Source organism: Sphingobacterium puteale, assembly GCF_003627955.1.
Lineage (GTDB): Bacteria > Bacteroidota > Bacteroidia > Sphingobacteriales > Sphingobacteriaceae > Sphingobacterium > Sphingobacterium puteale.
In genome coordinates this window covers 21,304-44,176 of sequence record NZ_RBWS01000017.1, presented here as the reverse complement: position 1 = coordinate 44,176, position 22,873 = coordinate 21,304, and the positions used below count along the sequence as shown (strand labels likewise).

Below are 22,873 nucleotides of genomic sequence, written 5' to 3'. Positions count from 1 at the left end.
AATTTATGTTAGGAAATATAGATTTAGGTATCGCGATGGCTTATATCGCTCTTATTTTGATTGTAGGCATTCGTGCTGGCGTAGGAGGAGGCAAAAGAAATACAGGTACGGCCGAAGGCTATTTTCTCGCTGGCAAAACCCTGCGCTGGCCAGCGATAGGACTTGCGCTGTTTGCTACCAATATATCCACTGTACACTTAGTAAGCTTGGCACAAAGTGGATTTGATACCGGCTTGCTCAATGGTAACTTTGAGTGGATGGCGGCTTTTACATTGATCCTGTTAGCCCTGTTCTTCGTGCCATTTTATCTTAAATCCGGCGTAACAACCCTACCGGATTTTTTAGAAAGACGGTATGACCGCTCCAGTAGGGACTGGTTGACTTTTATCTCCATTGTATCTGCAATCGTGATCCATATTGCCTTTTCCATGCTCGCGGGCGGTATTGTACTGAAGACACTTTTTGGCTTTAACATGTATTTAAGCATTACCGTCATCTGTATTATTACTGGGCTATATACGATTCTTGGCGGATTGCGTGCGGTAGTTATCACGGAATCTATTCAGACTATTGTCTTATTAGCCGGCGCGTTTATCATTAGTTTTGCAGCTTTTGACCGTATGGGCGGATGGATGCCAATGAAAAATGTGCTGATTGCCGAAGGTGGGCTCGACCGATTATCTATGCTGCGCGGGGCTGATGATGTCAGCGGTATGCCTTGGTATGCGGTATTTTTTGGATATCCTATTTTGGGAATCTGGTATTGGTGTGCCGATCAAACAATTGTTCAACGTGTATTGGGCGCAAAAGACGAGAACCATGGCCGTGTTGGCGCGCTGTTCTGTGGTTTTCTTAAAATTTTACCCGTGTTTATATTCGTGCTGCCGGGCTTGTTTGCTTACACCTTGTTTAAAAGTGGACAGCTCGATCTCCATAGTTTGGGGCTAGATGCTTCGGGCAATGTGAATTCCAAAGGAATATATACACTGATGATAACGCAATTGTTACCTTCTGGTCTGATCGGTGTACTTGTGGCAGCACTGCTGTCCGGCTTGATGAGCCAGATTTCTGGCGCACTCAATTCCATCTCCACCATGGTCAGTTATGATATATTCAAACAGCGGAAACCCGATGCTACGGACAGGCAGCTGATACGTATCGGAAAAATATCCGCTGTGATCGCCATGGTCTTTTCCTTGTTTCTATTGCCATTATTAGATAAGTACGAAAGCATTTTTAATGGCATCAACGATGTAATCGCTCATATCGCTCCCCCTATAACCTGTGTTTTCCTTTTGGGGGTATTCTGGCGCAAAGCCTCTGCGGCTTCTGCAAAAATGACTTTATGGATCGGATCATTTTTGGGTATGGGTGTTTTTATCATCAATAAGATCATGCCACATTCATGGATCGGACAGACGCCGTTTATGATAATGGCCTTCTATCTTTTCTTGGTCTGCGCGCTTATGCAGATCATTCTATCATTTCTATATCCGGTACAGCATAATACTGAAAGTGAGCTGCTGTACTGGAAAAGTCCATTGGAACCGCTTGGTGGACCCGCATGGAAAGGAGTAGGGAATTACCGTGTGTTAACCGGTTTATTAATCCTTATTGTCACAATGTTATATGTAATCTTCAGGTAAATGCTTACTTGTCGTATTTTAGATTCTGAATTAATTGAATAACCTTTTATAGATTTATGTTGAACACATTAAAGGATAAAGTGATATTGGTCAGTGGGGGGACTGCTGGAATTGGTCTTTCATGCGCTCAGGCCTATGCAAAGGCAGGGGCAAAGGTTGTTTTTATCGGCCTTGATCAAAAGTCCGTTGCAGCGGCAGGCGAGCTGCTGGGGGCTCCGCATTTGGGCATCTGTGCAGATATATCCCAAGAGGAGGAAGTAAAAGCAGTCGTAGATCAGACCATAGCAACTTTTGGCCGGCTGGACGCCATTCACAATAATGCTGGCCTGGCGAGTCCGTCAAAACCTTTACATGACACCAGTGTACAAGAGTGGGGTAGGCTATTTGATATCAATGTAAAGAGTATTTTACTGACGACCAAGTATGGTTTTTCCCATCTAAAGAACGCCAAGGGATGCATTTTAAATACCAGCAGTCTGGTAGGCGAGATTGGTCAGGAAAACCATGCTGCTTATGCTGCGACAAAAGGCGCCGTCAACGCTTTGACCAAAGCGATGGCAATAGATTATGCGTCGCTGGGAATAAGGGTGAATTCGGTTATGCCAGCCGCAGTCATGACTCCCATGCTTCAGCAATGGGCATCCGAGCAAGCACAACCGGAACAGATTTTTGATTTTTTAAAAAACATTCACCTCCTGGGTTATTGTCCGGAAGGGGATGTCATTGCAGATGCATGTATCTTTTTGCTATCTGAAAGTGCCCGTTTTATCACGGGGGTAAACCTGCCCGTCAGCGGTGGGGCTGAGCTTGGCTACCGACGGAATACCTAGGATATTATTGGATAAATAGCAAACTATTTTCAAATTATATAGTATATTTGGCGCGCAGATAATTCACTGCCAATATTTAATACATCAATCATGAGCCAAAAGTTTACATATAATACGCGATTTCCTGCTGTTGAAGATCTAAGAAGACAGGCAAAGAAAAGAATCCCCAAATTTGCATTTGACTATCTAATAGGAGGTGCCAACGAAGAATTGAATCTCGCCCGGAATGAAAATGATTTTGATCATATTTTATTAAAACCTCAATATCTTCAAGCGAGCGGAGAAATTGATATGTCCGTCGAGCTCTTTGGTCGTCGCTATAGTGCTCCATTTGGTGTTTCGCCAATCGGTTTGCAGGGCTTGATGTGGCCTAATGCACCGGAAATTTTGGCAAAAGCAGCCGCAGAAAACGATATCCCTTATATCTTGAGCACTGTGTCAACAAGCAGTATCGAACGCATCGCTGAAGTATCGCAGGGGAAGGCCTGGTTTCAACTTTATCATCCGACAGAAAATAAGTTGCGCGACGATATCCTAAGACGTCTGACAGCAGTGGAATGCCCAGTACTTGTCGTTCTGGTAGATGTTCCTGCCTTTGGACTGCGGTATAAAGAGATCAAAAGTGGTTTGTCCATGCCTCCAAAGATGAATATCGCAAATATTCTGCAGACATTCGCCTGTCCAACATGGGGTATTGAAACGCTCAGACATGGTATCCCGTCTTTTGCAACGTTAAAACCTTATATGGAAAAAGGTCTTGACCTGGCCCAGCTGGGACAGTTTATGAACAGAACCTTTACCGGAAAAGTAGATGTCGAAAAGATCAAAGCCATTCGCGACTTGTGGAAAGGACCGCTGGTATTAAAGGGGATTGCAACCGATGAAGATATGCAGGCTGCCATCACGCTCGGAGTAGATGGTGTCATTGTTTCTAATCACGGCGGAAGACAGCTTGATGCCAGTGAATCGTCCATCAATTCATTGATTCACCTTGCGAGCAATCCGGATTATAAAAACAAAATCAAGATTATGCTGGACGGTGGTATCCGCTCCGGTGTGGACCTAGCCCGTGCGCATGCTGTTGGGTCTGAATTTAATTTCATGGGACGACCATTTATGTATGGCGTTGGGGCACTGGGGAATGCGGGCGGTGAACATACGATCAATATGTTCAAGGCACACCTGTTCCAAGTAATGAAACAGCTCAGTATTTCAAAAATAAGCGAATTTCCAAAACGTTTGCAGAAGGTACTATAAGCTCTTTATACAATCAGTAAAAGGCCGAATTAAACACAGATAAATGGTGCTTAATTCGGCCTTTTTGCATATCGATAGTGCTGATATCTATTACCAGTCTATTGTGCGGTTGTCATCGTCACCAAGTCCCCATTGTTCACTGACGTTACCATTTGAGTCTTCGGGTCTTACACAAGCAGACCCAGCAGCGATACCTTGCTCAAGTTCGATCCTTTGTACCTTAACCTCCGGGCTGATATAGGCAATTTTGTTTTTCATAGTCTTTTATTTATTGAATTATATATATTGAATCTATTTCTGTGCTTAGCTACAAGGTATTTTCTTCTTACCTGCACCTACGCCTTTAATAATTGTACGTCCGTCCACAAGTTGAGTCACCTTAACCGCATTGTCCTGTGTGCTTCCCCAAGGGAAAGTATTGAAAGAATTACCTTTGACCAGTACAAGCTCATATAGCGGTCCGCCATTTGTTTTGCTACCAAACATGGTCACTTTACCCGTTCTGCTGATCACCAGCTTGATCAGTGGATTAGCAGCTGTTCCCTGCATATTATAGACTTGATCAATTCTCTTACCTGTCTCCACATTCGTACCCGCATATTTACTTCCGTCGAGGAATTGAATATTTTGTGCCGAGGATGCACCAACTTCAAATTGGATTTCATTTTTTGCCAGTTTCACTCCATTGATTTCCATGTTGAAGGCGTTATCCAATTCAGTAATGTCAAATACAAACCCATAGTCGGCAGCAGGTGCCGTAAAGCTTTTGGATATTGTGGTACCACTGGGATGAAATACACCGTCAATTCGGATTCCTGTTTTTCCATTTACGGTCACCGCTGGGTAACTCCAATTTAATCCATTGCTGGTCACATCTTGTGTACAGGTTTTGAAATTTAGTTTCAGATCGTATTTCTGTCCGGGATTGATCTTTACGTTCGGAATTGTCAGGTTTGATTTTGTTTCACCATCAATGGTCAAGGTTCCCAATTTAAGTGTTCCCGCGCTAGTGGCTGGGTGGATCAATAGGGACGGAGTGCTGGCCACAGTTCGTAGTCCAATTCCCAAAGCCGGGAATTGTGCCCACACGCCTGCATCGTTTAATTCGTTGTAGGTAAGTGTCTCATCCGAAAGCTTAAGATTTGCAGATGAATGACTTGGTTTAAATACAGCATTTTCAAGTTTGGTAATTGCACCAGTCATATTGGCATCCATTGATAATGTTGTTGTGATCTGGCTAAAACGATGTTTTAAAACCACGTTCAAATTATTCACACCACTGTTTAATTTCAGCTTACTCGTAAAGTACATTAAATCTCCACTGATATTATCAAGGCTTGCAGATGACAGTGTGCCCTGACTATTGATCGCCGGCACTGTACTTGTGCTATTGGTTGAATAGGCAATAAAAGTATACGTTTTCCCGGCATCAAGAACAATACCCTCAGCGGCGGCTTCGCCACCGTAGCTATACGTTTTTTCAGTCACGTAATTCCCCTGGTCGTCATAAACAACGACTTTGTATTTCACACCGTTATCCAAAGGCTTTTCAGTTACTTGAGGTATTGCGGCTTTGGCTCCCGATGAAGCGACCAATCCTTTTTTGACTGCCGCAGTGGAATTGTTTGTCACTACCACATCAATGGAAGTGCCGTTGCCAAAGGGAATACTCATTTCCTGAACATCAGCGGCATTGCTTACGGCATTAACCTTTGTTGAACCCTGTTTTTGTCCTACGGCGCCAATTTCGTCTTCACCATAGGCTGCTACGCCCTGTAGATTGATTTTGACCATCGTTTCTCCGGCCAGACTTGTGTTTTCACCGCTCTTTTTACAAGAGTAAATGCTTGATGCAACCAGCATAATGCATCCCAACATTATAACATTTTTAAGATTACGGTAACGATTCTTTTTCATGTAAGTAGACATTTTGATTTTTCTTGGATTCCTAGTGATTTTGATTTATTTTATATTATTATTAATTTATATTTACAGAGTTAACATTATTCACACCAAAAACACGACTTATTTATTAGCGTTAAATTTTATTTTTACAATTATATATATAGCATCCTGTTTAATCATTATGATTTTGTATAAGTAATTTTTCCTGTAGAGAAATCCCTACAAATCCACAACGGTGTTTAAACACTGTTTTTAAACCCTTTAAAGCTTTTTATCTCTAGTATTGCCAATAGTTTTATTGGGTTATTATTATCGTAAAAGTTAAATAAAAGATTGCGATAGACAGATTTGTTTTTGATATGGATAAGTCCAAACCGGCACAGCTCCTCGTTTTCACACGGCATCTATCCGTCGGGAGGCCAAAAGCTTTAATATTATGATAGAACAGGATTTGTCGGAAGCGATATGATTGTTTATATTTTCCGAAATAACTTTTTTCTGGCAAGACCAATACTGTAGTCTATAGGTCTATAGACAAACAACGAAATGAGCTATTATTATAAAAGAATAACTTTTTAAAATATTTTTCTAAATTTGTATAACAAATGAGGTTAACTGTTATCATACTGATCGCCTATATTTTGGGACTTTCCTTTGTCCCATGCAGTGATGCGAATATTCGCACCGAGGGGGAAGCTATGGCAACACAATTGAACAAACCGCATAATCATAGTGAAGATACCACGGATGCTTGTTCGATTTTTTGCTATTGCAACTGCTGCAGCGGAAATATTACGATATTTGAATATCAATTACCAAAAATTGGGGGGATTCCGATTTCGATTTATTTTGACCATCGCATGCCGCTTTTAGACACCCCCATTCTATCAAACTACTTCGGAACTATCTGGCAACCGCCTAAGTTAGATGCTTAATTTTAATTTTTAATAGCCTTAGCAAACATGATTGGAAAATTTTTCTTTTCTAATCAATGCTAGCCGTAGGAGTTAACTGTAGCATACTGCTACATGGAAATAGGATATTCTATATATCTATTATTTAAGCATTAATCAAGCATATTGTGTTAGATAGTATAATTAAATTTAGCATCAAGAATAAGATCATTATCGCGTTAATGACCTTGTTACTTATTATATGGGGTGGCTGGAGTGCGACAAAGCTGCCCATAGACGCCGTTCCCGACATTACCAATAATCAAGTACAAATTTTTACTTCCTGCCCTACCTTGGCAGGTCAGGAAGTCGAACAATTGGTTACTTTTCCGATTGAACAAAGTATCGCTACGGTACCGAAGATCGAGGAAATCAGAAGTATATCACGTTTTGGACTTTCTGTCATTACTGTCGTTTTTGAGGAAGATGTAGACATCTACTTTGCGCGGCAGCTGATCAGCGAACGTTTAAAAGAAGCCGTTGACCAAATTCCCCGAGGTATTGGCAGACCGGAGCTGGCACCTGTTAGTACGGGCTTAGGAGAGGTGTACCAATATATAATCCACCCCAAGAAAGGAAATGAAAGCAAATATAATGCAAAGGACCTCCGGACAATGCAGGATTGGATCGTGGCTCGTCAGCTTTATGGTACCCCCGGTATTGCTGAGGTCAATAGTTTTGGAGGTGAATTGAAACAATATGAAGTTGCTGTTGATCCTAATCGCCTTAAAGCAATGAATATCACCATACCGGAGATTTTTGCCGCACTCGAGAAGAACAACCAAAATACCGGTGGTGCTTATATCGACAAAAAGCCAAATGCCTATTTCATTCGCGGCATCGGGCTGGCGACATCTTTGGAAGATGTAAAAAATATCGCCATCAAAAAATCTGGTACCGTTCCGATTTACGTCAAAGATGTGGCGGATGTACGTTTTGGACATGCGGTCAGATACGGCGCTCTAACCTATAATGGCCAAGTAGATGCCGTGGGCGGTGTGGTAATGATGCTAAAGGGTGAAAATAGCAATGAAGTTGTCAAACGTGTAAAGGAGAAACTACCAACTATCCAAAAATCCCTGCCTAATGATGTGGTCATTGAACCCTATCTGGACCGTACAGATCTGGTCGACCGGGCAATAGGCACCGTCGAAAAGAACCTCATAGAGGGAGCGCTGATCGTTATCTTTGTATTGGTGTTATTTTTGGGTAATCTCCGGGCAGGCCTCATCGTTGCCTCAGCCATTCCTTTATCGCTGCTCTTTGCATTGGGACTGATGAATGTGTTTGGCGTAAGTGCCAATTTAATGAGCTTGGGCGCTATAGACTTTGGGCTTATTGTCGATGGTGCGGTCATTATTGTAGAAGCGACGCTCCATCACCTTGGGCTACGCAAGTCTACCGAAAAGCTTACACAGACCGAAATGGACAACGAAGTGTTTGAATCGGCTTCAAAAATAAGGACCAGCGCCGCTTTCGGCGAGATTATTATCCTGATCGTTTATATCCCAATATTGACATTAGTGGGTGTGGAGGGAAAGATGTTCCGTCCGATGGCACAGACAGTGGGTTTCGCGATATTTGGAGCACTGATCCTTTCGCTGACCTACATTCCAATGATGTGTGCCCTGTTTCTGCCAAAAAAGCATCATGACAAGAAGACTTTCAGTGATCACCTGATCGAAAAACTTCAAGGTATCTATGCTCCGTTGTTGCAGAAAGCAATCCGCTTTAAATATCTCATTGTCGGTTTGACGATTACCTTCTTTGCCTTATCGGTTTTCTTCTTTAAAAACATGGGTGGAGAGTTTATCCCGCAACTACAGGAAGGGGATTATGCCTTTCACTGTATATTGCCCCAAGGGAGCTCGCTTTCACAAAGTATTGAAACTTCGATGCAAGCATCCCGGATCATTAAGGAGTTTGAAGAAGTAAAAATGGTTGTGGGCAAAACGGGAGCTGCCGAGGTACCGACAGACCCAATGCCACCAGAAGCTACAGATCTGATGGTGGTTCTCAAACCACAGAAAGAATGGACATCCGGGCGGAGCTATAGCGAACTTGGAGCAGCTATCCTCGAGAAACTGGAGGTAATACCGGGCGTTTTCTTTGAAAAGAACCAACCTATTCAGATGCGTTTCAATGAGCTGATGACTGGAATCCGCCAGGATGTGGCCGTAAAGATCTTCGGCGAAAATATTGACTCGCTGGCTTCCTACGCCAATATCGTCGCCACACAGATTCAATCCGTTAAAGGAGCTACTTCTCCTCAGGTGGAGCGGGTGTCAGGACTTCCCCAGATCAATATTGTCTATGACCGTACACGTATTGCCAATTATGGACTGACTATTCAGGACGTAAATGATGTGGTAAGCACGGCTTTTGCAGGCAAAAGCACTGGCCAGATCTATGAAAACGAACGACGTTTTGATCTTGTCGTGCGCCTGGATACAACACATCGTAATAGTATAGACGATGTACGCAATCTGATGATCCCAACAGACACCGGCATCCAGATTCCACTCTCACAGGTAGCAGCGATTGATTACAAGCTTGGTCCTGCTCAGATCAGCAGGGAGGCCGGTAAAAGAAGGATCGTCATCGGCTTTAACGTCGCCGGAAGAGATGTTGAAAGTGTGGTCAAGGATATTCAGCAACAGCTGTCAACAAAGGTTAAACTACCGGCAGGCTATTACTTCACCTATGGAGGTCAGTTTGAAAACTTACAGAAAGCAAGTGCACGTCTAATGATTGCGGTACCGGTTTCGTTATTGCTGATCTTTATGTTACTCTATTTCACATTTCATTCGTTTAAGCAAGCAACCCTGATCTTTACCGCCATCCCGATGAGTGCAATTGGCGGTGTTTTTGCGCTGATGTTGCGTGGCATGCCCTTTAGTATCAGTGCCGGAATTGGTTTCATCGCCCTATTTGGCGTTGCCGTACTGAATGGCATTGTTCTGATCGGTACCTTTAATCAATTGAAGAAAGATGGCATGGACGACATTTTGCAGCGCGTTAAAGAGGGGACACTCACCCGGTTACGTCCTGTACTGATGACGGCCACCGTCGCATCATTAGGCTTTCTACCGATGGCGATCAGCACAAGTGCCGGTGCGGAGGTGCAAAAACCACTGGCTACTGTCGTTATCGGCGGACTGGTTACAGCAACCTTCTTAACCCTATTTGTACTACCGCTATTATATATCATTTTTAATTCAAAAAGGAATATGAAAAAAGGAAATGCGGGCAAAGCTATTGCAACAATCTTGGTCTTCCTATTTTCTGTATCTGGATTTAAGGCCTTTTCACAGGAACGGATCGGAATAGATCAGGCGATCGCTACCGCATTAAAAAACAACCGCCAATTTCAGGTCAACGAGGCCGAAATAACCGGAGCGACCTACACGGTCAAAACTGCCAATGAGATCCCAAAAACGGGTGTTTTTGTGGAGAATGAAGATTACCGACCCAGCGATAAGACAGGGATCATGAAAATCGGTATTACGCAAAGCATTCCATGGCCGGGACTCTATTCGGCACGAAAGGCATATTTTATGCAACAGCTAAAATATGCCAATCTGAATACCGAAGTACTCAATGCGAATATCAAGAAAGATGTGCGCACAGCATATTATCAGCTCTGGTATCTTCAAGATAGACAGAAGCTCTATGTGGAGTTGGACAGTATCTATTCAGCGATGTTCAAGGCGACCGAGCTTCGTTTTAAAACCGGCGATGTTGCCGCCTTGGATAAAATAGCTGCAGAAGCGAAATTAAAGGAACTACAGGCGCAGCTGTTGCAGAATAAAAAGGATATGCTGGTTCAACAACAACAACTGATGATGCTCCTTAACCGCAACGACTGGCTATTGCCTGTCGAGAAATCACTGGAAAAGATACAAATGGACGTGGATGTACAAAATCCATCGGTTGATGCCTCACATCCTGTTTTAGCTTTGCAACAACAGAATGTCAATATTGCATCCTCCAATATTGCGGTACAGAAAAATACAAATAAGCCTGAATTTTCGGGCAGATTCTTTTCGCAGCGCCTTTGGGGGGCAAAGGATCCTTTTACGGGATTCTCGGTATCGGCATCATTTCCTGTATTTGGCCTGGCTGCTTATAAAAACAAAGTGAAAGCTGCAAACGCGGAAATGGAGGCGCAACAAAGGCAACTGGAATATGATACACAAGTTTTTCACACGAATAAGGTGAATGCATTGGCTGATATTGAGAAAAATGCTGCTCTATTGCAGTTCTATGAGTCCGCAGGACTCAAGCAAGCTGATGCCATCATCAAAGCCGCAAGCCTTGGCTACAGAACCGGTGAAATAAGTTTTGCGGAGATGAGCCAGTTCTTAAGTCAGGCGATCGGGATCAGACAGAACTATTTAGATGTGCTCAATCAATATAATCAATCAGCAATCCAATACAATTACTTCAATAATAAATAAGTCAACCATGAGAGTTATCATAAAAATATTCTTTGCACTAGCGATTACAACAGTTTTATATAGCTGCGGACCAGATTCAAAAGGTACTGGCGATGCCAAGAAGGAGGAAGGGAAAGGTGCTGCCGAAGAAAGCCATGAGGAAGGGCCAGTGACGGTAGCGGCGTTGAGCGAGCAACAGATCAAAGCCGTGGGAATTGTCTTCGGAAGCATTGAGGAAAAAGAATTGACAGCCACCATCAAAGCCAATGGGGTACTCAGTGTGCCCAATAACAATAAGGCCAATGCAACCACCCTATACGGAGGAGTCATCAAAACCTTAAATGTGCAGTTGGGCGACAATGTACGTAAAGGGCAGGTGATAGCAACCATTACAAATCCGCAATTTATTCAGCTTCAGGAAGAGTATATTGCTTTGGGCAGTAAAATCACACTTGCGGAACAAGAAATGGCGAGACAGCAGGAACTCAATGAAGGCAATGCCGGAGCGAGAAAGAACTTACAATCGGCGACAGCGGAGTTTAATAGTCTTCGCGCCAGAAAGGCATCCCTGCAACAGCAGATTCAGTTAATGGGCATCAATCCAAACAGTGTCAATCTGTCGACCCTGCGCTCATCACTTGTGGTTACAAGTCCAATTAATGGCACTGTGAGCAATGTTTTCGCCAAGATAGGTAGTTATGTAGATGTTTCATCTCCGGTCATTGAAATTGTAGACAACAGTCTCTTACATCTTGACTTACAAGTCTTTGAAAAGGACCTTCCGATGATCAAAATCGGACAGATCATTAATTTTCAACTGACAAATAATCCGGATAAAACCTATGCGGCTAAAGTCTTTACGATCGGATCTTCTTTTGAGAATGACAGCAAAACAATTGCCGTGCATAGCACTGTGATCGGCAGTAAGATTGGTCTGATAGACGGAATGAACGTTACCGGAATGATCGGAATAAATAATGTAACGACTCCAGCTGTTCCAAATGACGCGATCGTAGAGGCTGATGGTAAGTTCTATATTTTCGTAGAGACAGACAAGCAGCCCGAAGAACATGAAGAAGGACACGACGATCATGGTCATGCGCATGATGAGGGTGAGGCAAAACATGAACATAAAAATGAACAGGAAGCCGCTAAGCATGCCACAGATCAGGGCAAAAATATAAATTTTGAAAAAATTGAAGTTCAAAAAGGTGTCTCGGCAATGGGGTATACAGCGATTACGCCTGTACAGGAAATCCCTGCTCAGACCAGAATTGTTGTGAAAAGCGCATTTTTTATCAATGCCAAGATGAGCAATACAGGTGGACATGAACATTAACTATTGGCGTTTTTTAACGCATAAAAACATGGTAAGTTATGGAACACAAACATATTTATGATGCAAAAGGCAAACAGCTTTGTTGTACACAGACCGAAAAAATTTATAATCAGGCAGGCGCGCAACGTTTAATACAGGAAGCGCCTGCACAGGATCACTTCCATAGCCATAACGACGATGATGGCCATGATCATGCTGCAGTAGAAGGGAGTAAATTGCAACTCTTTCTACCTGCAATTATTTCATTTGTATTGCTCATGGCAGCTATCGCAATGGACAACTGGGTGCCTCAGAGCTGGTTCAAGGACTGGGTCCGGGTATGTTGGTATGTGGTTGCATATATTCCTGTTGGATTTCCCGTAATTAAAGATGCGCTGAAAAGCATCAGCAAAGAGGAAATATTCTCCGAATTTTTACTGATGAGTATTGCTACCCTGGGCGCATTTGCGATCAAAGAATTCCCCGAAGGGGTTGCCGTGATGCTTTTCTACGCAGTAGGTGAGGTGTTTCAGACGCTGGCCGTAAGTCGAGCCAAGAGCAATATTAAGGCGCTCCTGGACCAGCGTCCGGACGAGGTGACCATCGTAGAAGCAAACAATAGTCGGGTCATCAGAGCTGAAACAGCGGCAATTGGTGATATTATTCAGCTGAAACCCGGAGAGAAACTTGGTTTGGACGGTGAGCTGATCTCGGATACTGCTTCGTTCAATACAGCCGCATTAACCGGAGAAAGCAAACCGGATACAAAAACCAAAGGAGAAATTGTGCTGGCCGGAATGATCAACATGAACACGGTAAGCCTGGTGAAAGTGACAACCGCTTACAAAGACAGTAAATTGAGTAAAATATTGGAGCTGGTTCAGAATGCAACCTCACAAAAAGCGCCTACGGAACTTTTTATCCGAAAATTTGCGAAAGTATACACCCCCATTGTCGTGCTTTTGGCAATAGCGATCTGTCTTGTCCCTTACTTTTTTGTTGTACAATATGTATTTAATGACTGGCTGTACCGCGCACTAGTATTTCTTGTGATTTCCTGCCCCTGCGCTTTGGTGATTTCCATACCACTTGGTTATTTTGGAGGAATCGGTGCAGCAAGCAGAAATGGCATTCTATTCAAAGGCAGTAACTTTTTGGATGCAATGGCCAAGATTCAGCATGTCGTCATGGATAAGACAGGCACAATGACCGAAGGGGTTTTCAAGGTGCAAGAAGTTCGTTTAGAACCGGGGGTTGATGAAACGGTCATACTCAAATTGGTCAATAAGATTGAAAGTCGCAGCAGTCATCCTGTCGCAACAGCAATCAGGGAATATGTCGGCGAACCAGATGAATCACTAAACCTGATTGACGTGGAGGAAATAACGGGGCATGGATTAAAAGGAACTACAGATGGAAAAGTACTTTTGGTCGGTAACTTTAAGCTTCTGGACAAGTTTAATATTGCTTATCACATAGATCCCAATAGTATTGTCTACACGACAATAGCCATAGCGCTCGATAATCGTTTTATGGGCTTCATAACCATTGCGGATAGTATTAAAGAAGATGCCGCGATGACCATACGACTTTTACATAAATCAGGCGTACATGCGACTATGCTGAGCGGAGATAAGAGCACTGTCGTAGCTTATGTTGCAAAGGAGCTCGGTATAGACAAAGCCTTTGGAGATCTCCTGCCGGAAGATAAGGTTGACAAAGTCAAAGAAATAAAGGCATCGAACGAAAGTATTGCTTTTGTCGGTGACGGTATTAATGATGCGCCAGTAGTTGCTTTGAGCGACGTTGGAATTGCTATGGGCGGATTGGGAAGCGATGCAACGATCGAAACTGCTGATGTGGTGATACAGGACGACAAACCATCTAAGATACCAATGGCAATCAATATTGGTAAACAGACCAAAAAAGTAGTTTATCAAAATATAGGATTGGCATTTGTGGTCAAAGGGGTGGTTTTGATCCTTGGCGCCGGAGGATTGGCAACGATGTGGGAAGCGGTGTTTGCAGATGTTGGTGTTTCTCTTATTGCCATACTGAACGCCATCCGCATCCAGAAGATGAAGTTCTAATTCAATTTTTATTTATGATGTGCTTACCCTTCAAGTTGAAATATTGGAAGGGTAGGCATAATAGGTTTGTAATAAATACTATAAGGTTTTTAATAAACTGTTTATACACTAATTTCTATTAAAAGAGCTAATGGTCGGCTGTGATTCGGGTATCTTATAGGATTTGGTCGATCCTGCGTGTAGCTTTCTTCTTACCTACTTCGTACTGTGTCCACCATGCGTCCGACGTGAGTCCGTGGTGAGTCCGTGTTAAACACGGTATCACAGTGGTATGAAGCTGTACTCATTGTGGTCTTATGTCGAATGAGGGGCGAAGAAGGGCATATTCTGTCTCAAATCAGGTTCGAACTTATATCGAATAATGGATAAGACACGGACATCGTTCCGGAAAGCTAAAAGTATAGTACGTTAATCAATTAAAATGTATAATATATAAATATAATCGTATAAATATTAAATACATTAAAACTGAAATATTTAAACTTATCCATATATAAGTATAGATTTTATATATTTTTAGAAGATTGTTGAATTGGAAAGAGCTGACGTTTATTTCGCCACGAGTTTTTCATAGAGCGGCCAGAGCTCCGCGAGGTCATCATCTGATTGTGCTTCTGGGTAGTGTTCATCATGGAGATTGCGGATTTCGACACCCTGTCCCTGATCATTTACCACAACGGCGGCTCGAAGTTCGTCGGTTCCATCATAATAAATGCCCACACCAACAAGCTCGCCATTAAGAATAATTTCACTGACAATATACTTTCTTGCAGCCTTACCTTTGTGGGTACTATGACCACTTGAAATCGTGTTTCCTTTGTTATAATGTCTTTCCATAAACATAGAACACCGAAAATATCAATTTGTTGTTTCTTATAGCTTTTTTCTGCTTTCATGTGATCGAAAATAATTCGGAATATTCCATAGGAAAGAGGGTTCTTACCTTATATTTGTAATACAATGGAAAAGAAAACATATCTTATTTTTGGCATTAGTAAGGGATTGGGAAGGGCAATCACACTGCAGCTTCCAGATCCGTCTGATGTTGTATTTGGAGTGTCCAGAAGTGAACCCGATTATTTGGAAGACAACGCAAATGTGTATTGGGTGCCGGCTGATCTATCCAACCCTGTGGAGGCTGCTAACGTAATCAAAGACAGGATAAAAAATACGAAAATTGACTATTTTATTTATAATGTCGGTATTTGGGAGAATAACGCTTTTAGTGACGAGTATGATTTTGCGTCTTCTCCGGTAGAGGAGATTAGTGGCCTGATCAATGCCAACGTTACTTCATGTATTTTAAATATTCAATCAGCATTGGATAATTTGAAGCAGGCCGATAATGCCAAAATTATTTTGATCGGTTCAACGTGGGGGCTTGACAACCACAATGGAAGGGAAGTTGCGTTTTCAGCAACAAAATTTGCGCTGCGGGGTGTGGTTCATGCATTGAGAGAACAACTTCGACCCGATCAGATTGCAGTATCTATATTGAATCTTGGTTATCTGGCCACAGCGCCTGATAACGAGAATAATCTGGGAATGACCACTCAGGAAACAAATGACGATCTTATACCATTATCGGATGTCATTCAGGCGTTAAGATTTATTATCTCGACATCAAAAGCAAGTTGTGTGAAAGAGATTCATATGCCGGCAATGAATGACAGGAATGTTTAATAATCCGAATGCAGGAGATGTGGATCCCTATTGTTCTAATGGCCAGTTACAAACTTTAATCCAAGAATAGAAGCGATTAGCGTACCGATAAAGAATAGACGCCAGAAGCTTACGGGATCTTTAAATACAAGGATTCCTATAATGACTGTGCCGACAGCTCCGATACCCGTCCATATTGCATAAGCGGTTCCTAAGGGAAGTCCTTGTACGGATTTGATCAATAAAACCATACTAATGGCTAGGCATAACGTAAATGTTCCATACCAGACATAGATAGCATTTCCTGTGGCTTCCTTTACTTTGCCCAGACTGTAAGTGTAGCCAACCTCAAACAATCCGGCGATGATCAAAATTATCCAGTTCATATCTTGTTCTTTTAGACAAAGATCCGTATCACGGACGTACTAACATTTTACAAATGTTAAAAAACAGCAGTACTGATCATTGTGAAATTCTTTTGGATTCTATTTGATCCTGCGATCTATAAGCTCAAGGCTATCTTTTGGAAAGTGGTTTTTTAACCAAAGGCGTAATTTGATCTGTTGCGATTCAGCTAGAGGATCTTTTGACGAATAGATAAAGGCAATGAGATTCGCAAGGCTATCCTTTTTTGCATAATATTGTTGTTGTCCTATGCTATACGACTGTAGCTCTGGAAAAAGCACCAATAGATCCTGGTCCAATTGCGGACTTGCGACCTGATACCTGGCAAGTTCATTATTCAGTGCCCGAATCGTTAAATCCTTATCATTAACGGCAGCGCTTCGTTTATCAATTTCACTTAGAATCGTTGTCTTTAAGTCGAAGCTATCCTGACGGATGACCAGATCGGTATGTTCGATTCCAAATGACACCATGGATTTTTTCAAGGTGGCAATTTCTTGGTCACTAAATTTCTTCGCTAAAAAAGCTAGCTCTAAACGCTTTGGCTTGGTAAACAATTTTTCGTAGACCACTGTATAGCCCTTATCGCTAAACTGTTGCTGAACAAATTGTTTAACCTTGTTTGTATATTTCTTTTCTTGCAGGAGATTATATGCGAAATATAAACTTGGGACAACCAAGGCTAGAGTAATCAGCGTGATGCTTTGACTTATCCTTTTTTCTCTTCTTGGATCAACATAATGTTTCTTGGGATATCTCAGGTATTTTACGATCGTAAATGTAGCTATACAGATAAATACACAATTGATGATATACAAAAATAAAGCTCCTGCAAAATAACTCAGGTTTCCAATAGCCAGCCCATAACCCGCAGTACAGAGTGGCGGCATTAGGGCTGTAGCAATAGCCACTCCCGGTATGGGATTCCCTTTATCCACACGAGTTATGGCGATAACGCCTACTAGCCCTCCAAAAAGCGCAATAAGTACATCATAGATATTGGGTGAGGTACGGGCGAGCAGTTCGGATTGTGCCTCTTTAAATGGGCTCAGGAGAAAGTAAAAATAGGACACAATCAAACTAATCAATGTTGCGATCAACAAATTTTTTATTGACTTCTTTAACAATTGAAAATCAAATGTTCCAAGTGCAAATCCTGCCCCCACAATTGGCCCCATCAACGGGGATATCAACATGGCACCAATAATGACCGCCGTTGAATTCACATTGAGGCCAACTGAGGCAATAACAATGGCACAGGCCAAAATCCATGCATTGGCTCCGCGGAATGAAATATTGTTGATGACATTATCAAGCACAGCCTCTTTACGCTCTTCGCCCGGATGTAAATCAAAAAATCGAATTATTTTATTCATATGGATCGTTTTTTCCTATACGAATATACACAAGAGAAATCATTATTCTTAAAAGAGCAATTTTACTAACTTAGAATAATAAATAAGTAGTGTTACATATAGGATGAACTTGGCACTCTCGTGGTAAAATGTCTTTGCGGCTTAACCTCCAAGCCGCTCCTTAGTCTTACGTCTAAAAGCTGAATACACAATAATCACACTAATAGTCATTAAAACAAACGCCAGAAAAAACGGGGCTCCGGAGAATTTAAAGGGTGCCTTATCGTGTGTAAAATAGTAAAACAAATTGGTCATCATCGGCGGACCTATAATGGATGTTGCACTCATTAAACTGGTTAATGCACCTTGAAGTTCTCCTTGTTCATTTGACGGAACATTTTTGGTAATTACAGACTGTAGTGCCGGACCACAAATCCCGCCCAGGCAGTAGGGGATCAGAAAGACAAACATCATCCAGCCCTGACTGGCAAATGCGAACAGCAATAGCCCTAAGGCGTAAAATATCAATCCATAATAAATGCTTTTTTGTTCACCAAGTTTTGGTGTTGTCCAGCGTATCAGAACGCCCTGGACCAAGCCTATCAATAGACCAATAACACCAAGAGAGAGACCGACCATTCTTTCTGTCCAGTCAAATTTATACATGGTAAAAAAGTTCCAGTTGCTTTGTACAGCATGCCCCGCAATATAGATCAATATCAAAGCTACAATCAAGCCGGAAATTTCAGGATGTTTTCCTAAGAATCGAAATGACCCGATCGGATTGGCACGCTTCCAGTCAAATGCACGCCGCTTATCTCTATCCAAGCTTTCAGGAAGAATAAAATATCCGTAAAGAAAGTTCAATAAACATAATCCAGCAGCAGCGTAAAAAGGAACTCTTGCGCCATAATGTCCGAGCAATCCACCGATTACAGGCCCAATAATAAAGCCCAATCCGAAAGCGGCCCCAATGAGTCCAAAATTTTTCGCCCGGTCTTCATCCGTAGAGATATCCGCAATATAAGCACTGGCGGTTGTAAAACTTGCCCCTGTTAACCCGGCAATCACCCGTCCTAAAAATAACCAGCCGATCGAAGGAGCAAGGGCGAGAAATATATAGTCCACCGCGAAACCGAATAAGGAAATTAAAATAATCGGTCTCCGTCCATATTTATCGCTCAGATTTCCCACCACTGGTGAAAATATAAATTGAGTGAACGCATAAGCAAAACCGAGCCAGCCACCATACTTTGCGGCCTCACTGATATCACTATGGATAAGTTCCTCAATAAGCTTGGGAACAACAGGAATGATGATACCCCATCCTGTGATGTCAATAAGTAGAGTAATAAATATAAAGCCTATGGCGGCCTTCTTTTTCGAGCTGTCAATCATGGCCTAAAAATAGAAAAAACCTGAAAAAATTCGTCTGAATTTTAAAAACTTAATTTTTGATAAACTATCAGCTCAAAAGAGAAAGTCAATTAACAAAAGATCGAACTCGATATAATCTGTTTCAGTCGTGCTGAAAAGCGAATTCTGCGAAACGGTTATTTTTTGTCAGCAGACAGAACAAACTGCATGATGTCGTACGGGAAAATTACAGGAATTGGCTATAAAACAAAGCCGATTCGCTTCATGATGTAATGATAGCGCCAAAACGATCTTTGTGGGATCAGATATACTGACCTCTGGATATAGATCAACCTGAACAAACCGACCGCTGCCATCGGGACCGGTTTCTAAAACTGCTTCAGCATTGTCCGTATAGGAAATTACTTCAATGTTATTTTTAGAACAGACATATAGATAAGACATCATATGGCAAGAGACGAGACTACTCAACAACAGATCCTCCGGATTATATAATTTCGGATCACCCTTAAAGGCCTTTGCTGCAGAAAGCTGTAAATCCGTTTTGCCCTGGATAGAAATCCGGTGACTCTTAGGATATAACTTTGCGCCTGATCCAGGCTTTTGTTGATGAAACCATCTTAAAGTAGCCTTAAAATAATGTTTAAAAGCCATGTTATGAAAATTTTGGGTATTATTAGTTTCTACTGCTGGAGTTACGATTACGTCCTAACGAAAGAGATGTAATCGGTATTGATGGGATCAAGTCCATTCCTTCGCATTTCCACAGCGATTTGTGCCCGATGATATGTACCGTGATTAAATACATGTAAAAGAATATCTCCAAAAGAGTTCTGGAACTGCTCACTCTTGGTATTGGTATAGTTTACGGTTTCCATGATCTTGCACTCATCAGCGTAGACCTTCTCTGTAAACCCCAAGGAAGCTAACTGATGATATTGTTCACAAGTTAACAGAGTATGTTCATCCCATACCCCTACAGGAGGTTTTTCGCCATTCAGCCGGTATAGCCATATCAGCTGTGCATTCATGATATGGCTTAATAAGCGTAAACAGCCTGCAGGAATACGTTCAGCGTCCTGTTTCATTTTTTCGATCAGCAAATTATTCGCCCAATCGTTATATAACCATAATTGTATCAGCGGATTTGACATTATGAATTACTTAGTTTAGGCATTAAATATACACAAGAATATGTAAGTAAATACAGTTGCGCTAATTAATTTTGTGATAAGCCGGTTAGCTACAGTTGTTATTTCAAAGGCACATGCGGATGTCAAAAATGACAATTTCCTGAAGCCTATAGGAGAAACTTATCTTTATAACAGTTACAAAAATGGTATTGTTATAGGCGGACGAATAGAAATGGTAAGGATCTTTATCTGTATAGCCGCATTTATTTTACTGATTGCCTGTATCAACTTTGTCAATCTAAGCACCGCACAGAGTGAAAGAAGAGCAAAGGAGGTCGGGGTACGTAAGGTTGTGGGTGCACAGAGAATGTCTCTGGTCTGGCAATTTTTAACGGAATCAATCGCGCTGGTATCGGTGTCTGCTATTATCGCCATCTTGATCGTCATCCTATTATTGCCGAGTTTTAGCGATTTAATAGGGCGAAAACTAACGCTTCCGCTCAATCAGATCAAATTCCTGACTACCGGAGTTATATTTATTTTTTTAACTGGTTTGCTGGCTGGGGGATATCCAGCATTCTTTCTTTCCGCTTTTCATCCCGTCCGTGTACTAAAAGGTAGGTTTATCTATATCAAACAAAGGATAAGCCCACGAAAAGTACTTGTTGTCTCCCAATTTGTCATCGCTGTCGTGATGATCATCAGTACGCTGGTTATCCGGCAACAAATTCAGCATGCTCAAAATCGTGATGTGGGTTTTAAAAAAGATAATTTGGTCTATGTAGTGGAGATAGGGGCCATTGCGAAAAATATAGCATTAATCCGGCAAGCTTTACTTGAGCAGGGAATTGCGACTTCCGTAACCAGGACTATGTCACCAATGACAGAGAGGTGGAGTGGGTGGAGCGGCGCATCCTGGGAAGGAAAAGACCCCAATAGCATCATTCCGTTTAATCGACAGTCAGCTGATGACAGATTGATCGAAACCACAGGCCTCGAACTAATCAAAGGACGTGATTTTGATCTTCGACGTTTTCCTACGGATTCGATGGCCGCTATAATCAATGAAACAGCTGCAAAGGTTATGAAACTTAAGCAGCCGATCGGCAGCTATATCGTGGACGGAGACAAGAAGTATACAATTATCGCTATTGTCAAAGATTTTATTCAAGAATCACCATTTAACCCAATTACACCAACAGTTATAGAGGGTGCAGCAGCACCATTGGGGGTTGTTCATATTAAATTCAATACCTTATTAACGACGGCAGATGCGCTAAGCAAGACAGCTAAAATATTCAAAGAGTACAATCCTGATTATCCCCTCGAATATCATTTTTTAGATGGGGAGTATGCTAAAAAATTTCATGAAATACAACGGACGGAGCGATTGGCGGGTATATTTACTGCACTTACTATTTTTGTTTCTTGTCTCGGCCTGTTTGGACTGGCAGCCTATATGGTTGAAAGCAGAACAAAAGAAATCAGCATCCGTAAAATACATGGCGCATCTGTATTTTCAGTTGCCCGGATGTTATCTGGTGAATTTGTTCTATTGGTCTGTATTGCTTGCCTGATTGCGTTTCCAATTGCTTATTGGGCTATGAATAGTTATATTCAGGAATATGCTTATCGAATTGGCCCGGGATGGGAAATCTTTGCGATGACGGGAACTTTGGCAATCGGAATTACGATATTGACTGTAGGCTATCAGTCTATACGCGCTTCTCTTGCTAATCCAGTAGATTCCTTGCGGGATGAGTGATAGATGAAATGATTATCTTTACAGCTCGTTGAATCAGCATGAAAAATAAAAGAGTTTATACGATCCTAGCTTACAATATTTTATACGTTGCCATCAATCTTTTCATGTATTATTTGTTAAACATGAAAAAAACCGGATTAAGCTTCTGTGTAATTGGCACCGTGCTGATCAATGTGTATTATTTCATGAGCTGGTTTGAGGATACTAAAAAAATGAAGTTTATACAACGTTATGAAATTATTCATCAGCGTGCGTTAAGTAAAACCGTAATAAATTATAAAGTAACATTTACGGTAAGCCCCAATATATTATTTACGCTTATTTTTGGTTTGGTCATTTGCTTTTCCGCGATTGGTATATTTCGCGAGCAGTCAATTGCTGGTATTTTTGTCCTTTTTATTGGTGTAAAGTTTACTTTGATGCCATTCAAAGAGAAAACAGCAGTCAGATTGGCCCCTAACGGGATATGGACAAGCGATTATCAGTTTATCTTTATCAATGATATTCAGGAAATTTGTTTTAGGCGTTATCTTGGAAAAAATAGCTCCAAAATGAGCATGAAGATTAAAGATCCGGCATTGTATGGGATGAAGGATCCTTATCTATCAGTGCCAATTGGCGGGCAGAATCAAGTTACGCAAATGATCCCTATGGCAAAGAGGCTATTTTCCGACACACTTATACTCCAGGATATTTAGTTATTGGTCAGATTGCAATAAATTTACTATTTTTAGCAAT

At 41.8% G+C, this 22,873-nt stretch carries 18 protein-coding genes; 10 read left to right on the top strand and 8 right to left on the bottom strand.

Going from position 1 to position 22,873, the window contains the following annotated elements:
- The first annotated feature begins 5 nt into the window (after positions 1 to 5).
- The 3 genes from D7322_RS20505 to D7322_RS20495 all read left to right on the top strand — a co-directional run bounded on the left by D7322_RS20505 (position 6) and on the right by D7322_RS20495 (position 3,733).
- Positions 6 to 1,646 carry a sodium:solute symporter gene (locus D7322_RS20505; RefSeq protein WP_121126103.1) on the top strand — a complete coding sequence of 547 codons (1,641 nt, stop codon included), beginning with the start codon at positions 6 to 8 and terminating at the stop codon, positions 1,644 to 1,646.
- Between the two features lie 56 nt (positions 1,647 to 1,702).
- Positions 1,703 to 2,476, top strand: a complete 774-nt coding sequence (locus D7322_RS20500; protein WP_121126102.1) for an SDR family NAD(P)-dependent oxidoreductase — start codon at positions 1,703 to 1,705, stop codon at positions 2,474 to 2,476.
- A gap of 90 nt (positions 2,477 to 2,566) precedes the next feature.
- Entirely contained in the window at positions 2,567 to 3,733 is a 1,167-nt protein-coding gene (locus tag D7322_RS20495; protein ID WP_121126101.1) for an alpha-hydroxy acid oxidase, read from the top strand.
- Between the two features lie 90 nt (positions 3,734 to 3,823).
- On the opposite strand, the gene D7322_RS28530 is transcribed toward D7322_RS20495, so the two are convergent.
- Positions 3,824 to 3,991 (bottom strand): hypothetical protein, encoded by a 168-nt coding sequence (locus tag D7322_RS28530; RefSeq protein ID WP_183078789.1) that lies wholly within the window; start codon positions 3,989 to 3,991, stop codon positions 3,824 to 3,826.
- 45 nt (positions 3,992 to 4,036) lie between these two features.
- A complete protein-coding gene (locus D7322_RS20490) occupies positions 4,037 to 5,650 on the bottom strand; it encodes a fimbrillin family protein (RefSeq protein ID WP_183078788.1) in 1,614 nt (537 codons plus the stop codon).
- A 593-nt stretch (positions 5,651 to 6,243) separates the two neighbouring features.
- Between D7322_RS20490 and D7322_RS20485 the strand changes: the two genes are divergently transcribed.
- The 4 genes from D7322_RS20485 to D7322_RS20470 all read left to right on the top strand — a co-directional run bounded on the left by D7322_RS20485 (position 6,244) and on the right by D7322_RS20470 (position 14,438).
- Complete coding sequence (locus D7322_RS20485) at positions 6,244 to 6,573, top strand: DUF6660 family protein (protein ID WP_121126099.1); 330 nt, start codon at positions 6,244 to 6,246, stop codon at positions 6,571 to 6,573.
- Positions 6,574 to 6,719: 146 nt separating this feature from the next.
- Complete coding sequence (locus tag D7322_RS20480; RefSeq protein ID WP_121126098.1) at positions 6,720 to 11,051, top strand: CusA/CzcA family heavy metal efflux RND transporter; 4,332 nt, start codon at positions 6,720 to 6,722, stop codon at positions 11,049 to 11,051.
- A gap of 7 nt (positions 11,052 to 11,058) precedes the next feature.
- Entirely contained in the window at positions 11,059 to 12,369 is a 1,311-nt protein-coding gene (locus D7322_RS20475; RefSeq protein ID WP_121126209.1) for an efflux RND transporter periplasmic adaptor subunit, read from the top strand.
- A 38-nt stretch (positions 12,370 to 12,407) separates the two neighbouring features.
- On the top strand, positions 12,408 to 14,438 hold the full coding sequence (locus D7322_RS20470; protein WP_121126097.1) for a heavy metal translocating P-type ATPase: 2,031 nt from the start codon (positions 12,408 to 12,410) through the stop codon (positions 14,436 to 14,438).
- Between the two features lie 549 nt (positions 14,439 to 14,987).
- On the opposite strand, the gene D7322_RS20465 is transcribed toward D7322_RS20470, so the two are convergent.
- Entirely contained in the window at positions 14,988 to 15,275 is a 288-nt protein-coding gene (locus D7322_RS20465; RefSeq protein WP_147430503.1) for a hypothetical protein, read from the bottom strand.
- 123 nt (positions 15,276 to 15,398) lie between these two features.
- Here D7322_RS20465 and D7322_RS20460 point away from each other — a divergent pair, with 123 nt between their 5' ends.
- Positions 15,399 to 16,121, top strand: a complete 723-nt coding sequence (locus tag D7322_RS20460) for an SDR family NAD(P)-dependent oxidoreductase (RefSeq protein WP_121126095.1) — start codon at positions 15,399 to 15,401, stop codon at positions 16,119 to 16,121.
- Between the two features lie 35 nt (positions 16,122 to 16,156).
- Here D7322_RS20460 and D7322_RS20455 read toward each other — a convergent pair whose 3' ends face one another.
- From D7322_RS20455 to D7322_RS20435, 5 genes are all read right to left on the bottom strand, one after another.
- Positions 16,157 to 16,486 carry a DMT family transporter gene (locus tag D7322_RS20455; protein WP_121126094.1) on the bottom strand — a complete coding sequence of 110 codons (330 nt, stop codon included), beginning with the start codon at positions 16,484 to 16,486 and terminating at the stop codon, positions 16,157 to 16,159.
- A 99-nt stretch (positions 16,487 to 16,585) separates the two neighbouring features.
- Positions 16,586 to 17,881 carry a DUF389 domain-containing protein gene (locus D7322_RS20450; RefSeq protein WP_121126093.1) on the bottom strand — a complete coding sequence of 432 codons (1,296 nt, stop codon included), beginning with the start codon at positions 17,879 to 17,881 and terminating at the stop codon, positions 16,586 to 16,588.
- Between the two features lie 141 nt (positions 17,882 to 18,022).
- Entirely contained in the window at positions 18,023 to 19,258 is a 1,236-nt protein-coding gene (locus tag D7322_RS20445; protein WP_220700138.1) for a TCR/Tet family MFS transporter, read from the bottom strand.
- Positions 19,259 to 19,423: 165 nt separating this feature from the next.
- Positions 19,424 to 19,891, bottom strand: a complete 468-nt coding sequence (locus D7322_RS20440; protein WP_121126092.1) for an OsmC family protein — start codon at positions 19,889 to 19,891, stop codon at positions 19,424 to 19,426.
- Between the two features lie 47 nt (positions 19,892 to 19,938).
- A complete protein-coding gene (locus D7322_RS20435) occupies positions 19,939 to 20,391 on the bottom strand; it encodes a DinB family protein (protein ID WP_121126091.1) in 453 nt (150 codons plus the stop codon).
- Between the two features lie 73 nt (positions 20,392 to 20,464).
- Between D7322_RS20435 and D7322_RS20430 the strand changes: the two genes are divergently transcribed.
- Positions 20,465 to 22,135, top strand: coding sequence for an ABC transporter permease (locus D7322_RS20430; RefSeq protein ID WP_121126090.1), 1,671 nt, complete (start codon positions 20,465 to 20,467; stop codon positions 22,133 to 22,135).
- Between the two features lie 122 nt (positions 22,136 to 22,257).
- Entirely contained in the window at positions 22,258 to 22,833 is a 576-nt protein-coding gene (locus D7322_RS20425; RefSeq protein ID WP_147430502.1) for a hypothetical protein, read from the top strand.
- The last annotated feature ends 40 nt before the right edge of the window (positions 22,834 to 22,873 follow it).

Bases quoted from the DNA above. Each gene is read 5' to 3' on its own strand.
- D7322_RS20465 (WP_147430503.1), bottom strand. From the start codon at position 15,275: ATGGAAAGACATTATAACAAAGGAAACACGATTTCAAGTGGTCATAGT.
- D7322_RS20455 (WP_121126094.1), bottom strand. From the start codon at position 16,486: ATGAACTGGATAATTTTGATCATCGCCGGATTGTTTGAGGTTGGCTAC.
- D7322_RS20440 (WP_121126092.1), bottom strand. From the start codon at position 19,891: ATGGCTTTTAAACATTATTTTAAGGCTACTTTAAGATGGTTTCATCAA.
- D7322_RS20435 (WP_121126091.1), bottom strand. From the start codon at position 20,391: ATGTCAAATCCGCTGATACAATTATGGTTATATAACGATTGGGCGAAT.
- D7322_RS20450 (WP_121126093.1), bottom strand. From the start codon at position 17,881: ATGAATAAAATAATTCGATTTTTTGATTTACATCCGGGCGAAGAGCGT.
- D7322_RS20485 (WP_121126099.1), top strand. From the start codon at position 6,244: ATGAGGTTAACTGTTATCATACTGATCGCCTATATTTTGGGACTTTCC.
- D7322_RS28530 (WP_183078789.1), bottom strand. From the start codon at position 3,991: ATGAAAAACAAAATTGCCTATATCAGCCCGGAGGTTAAGGTACAAAGG.
- D7322_RS20460 (WP_121126095.1), top strand. From the start codon at position 15,399: ATGGAAAAGAAAACATATCTTATTTTTGGCATTAGTAAGGGATTGGGA.
- D7322_RS20425 (WP_147430502.1), top strand. From the start codon at position 22,258: ATGAAAAAAACCGGATTAAGCTTCTGTGTAATTGGCACCGTGCTGATC.
- D7322_RS20475 (WP_121126209.1), top strand. From the start codon at position 11,059: ATGAGAGTTATCATAAAAATATTCTTTGCACTAGCGATTACAACAGTT.
- D7322_RS20500 (WP_121126102.1), top strand. From the start codon at position 1,703: ATGTTGAACACATTAAAGGATAAAGTGATATTGGTCAGTGGGGGGACT.
- D7322_RS20445 (WP_220700138.1), bottom strand. From the start codon at position 19,258: ATGATTGACAGCTCGAAAAAGAAGGCCGCCATAGGCTTTATATTTATT.
- D7322_RS20495 (WP_121126101.1), top strand. From the start codon at position 2,567: ATGAGCCAAAAGTTTACATATAATACGCGATTTCCTGCTGTTGAAGAT.
- D7322_RS20470 (WP_121126097.1), top strand. From the start codon at position 12,408: ATGGAACACAAACATATTTATGATGCAAAAGGCAAACAGCTTTGTTGT.
- D7322_RS20490 (WP_183078788.1), bottom strand. From the start codon at position 5,650: ATGAAAAAGAATCGTTACCGTAATCTTAAAAATGTTATAATGTTGGGA.
- D7322_RS20505 (WP_121126103.1), top strand. From the start codon at position 6: ATGTTAGGAAATATAGATTTAGGTATCGCGATGGCTTATATCGCTCTT.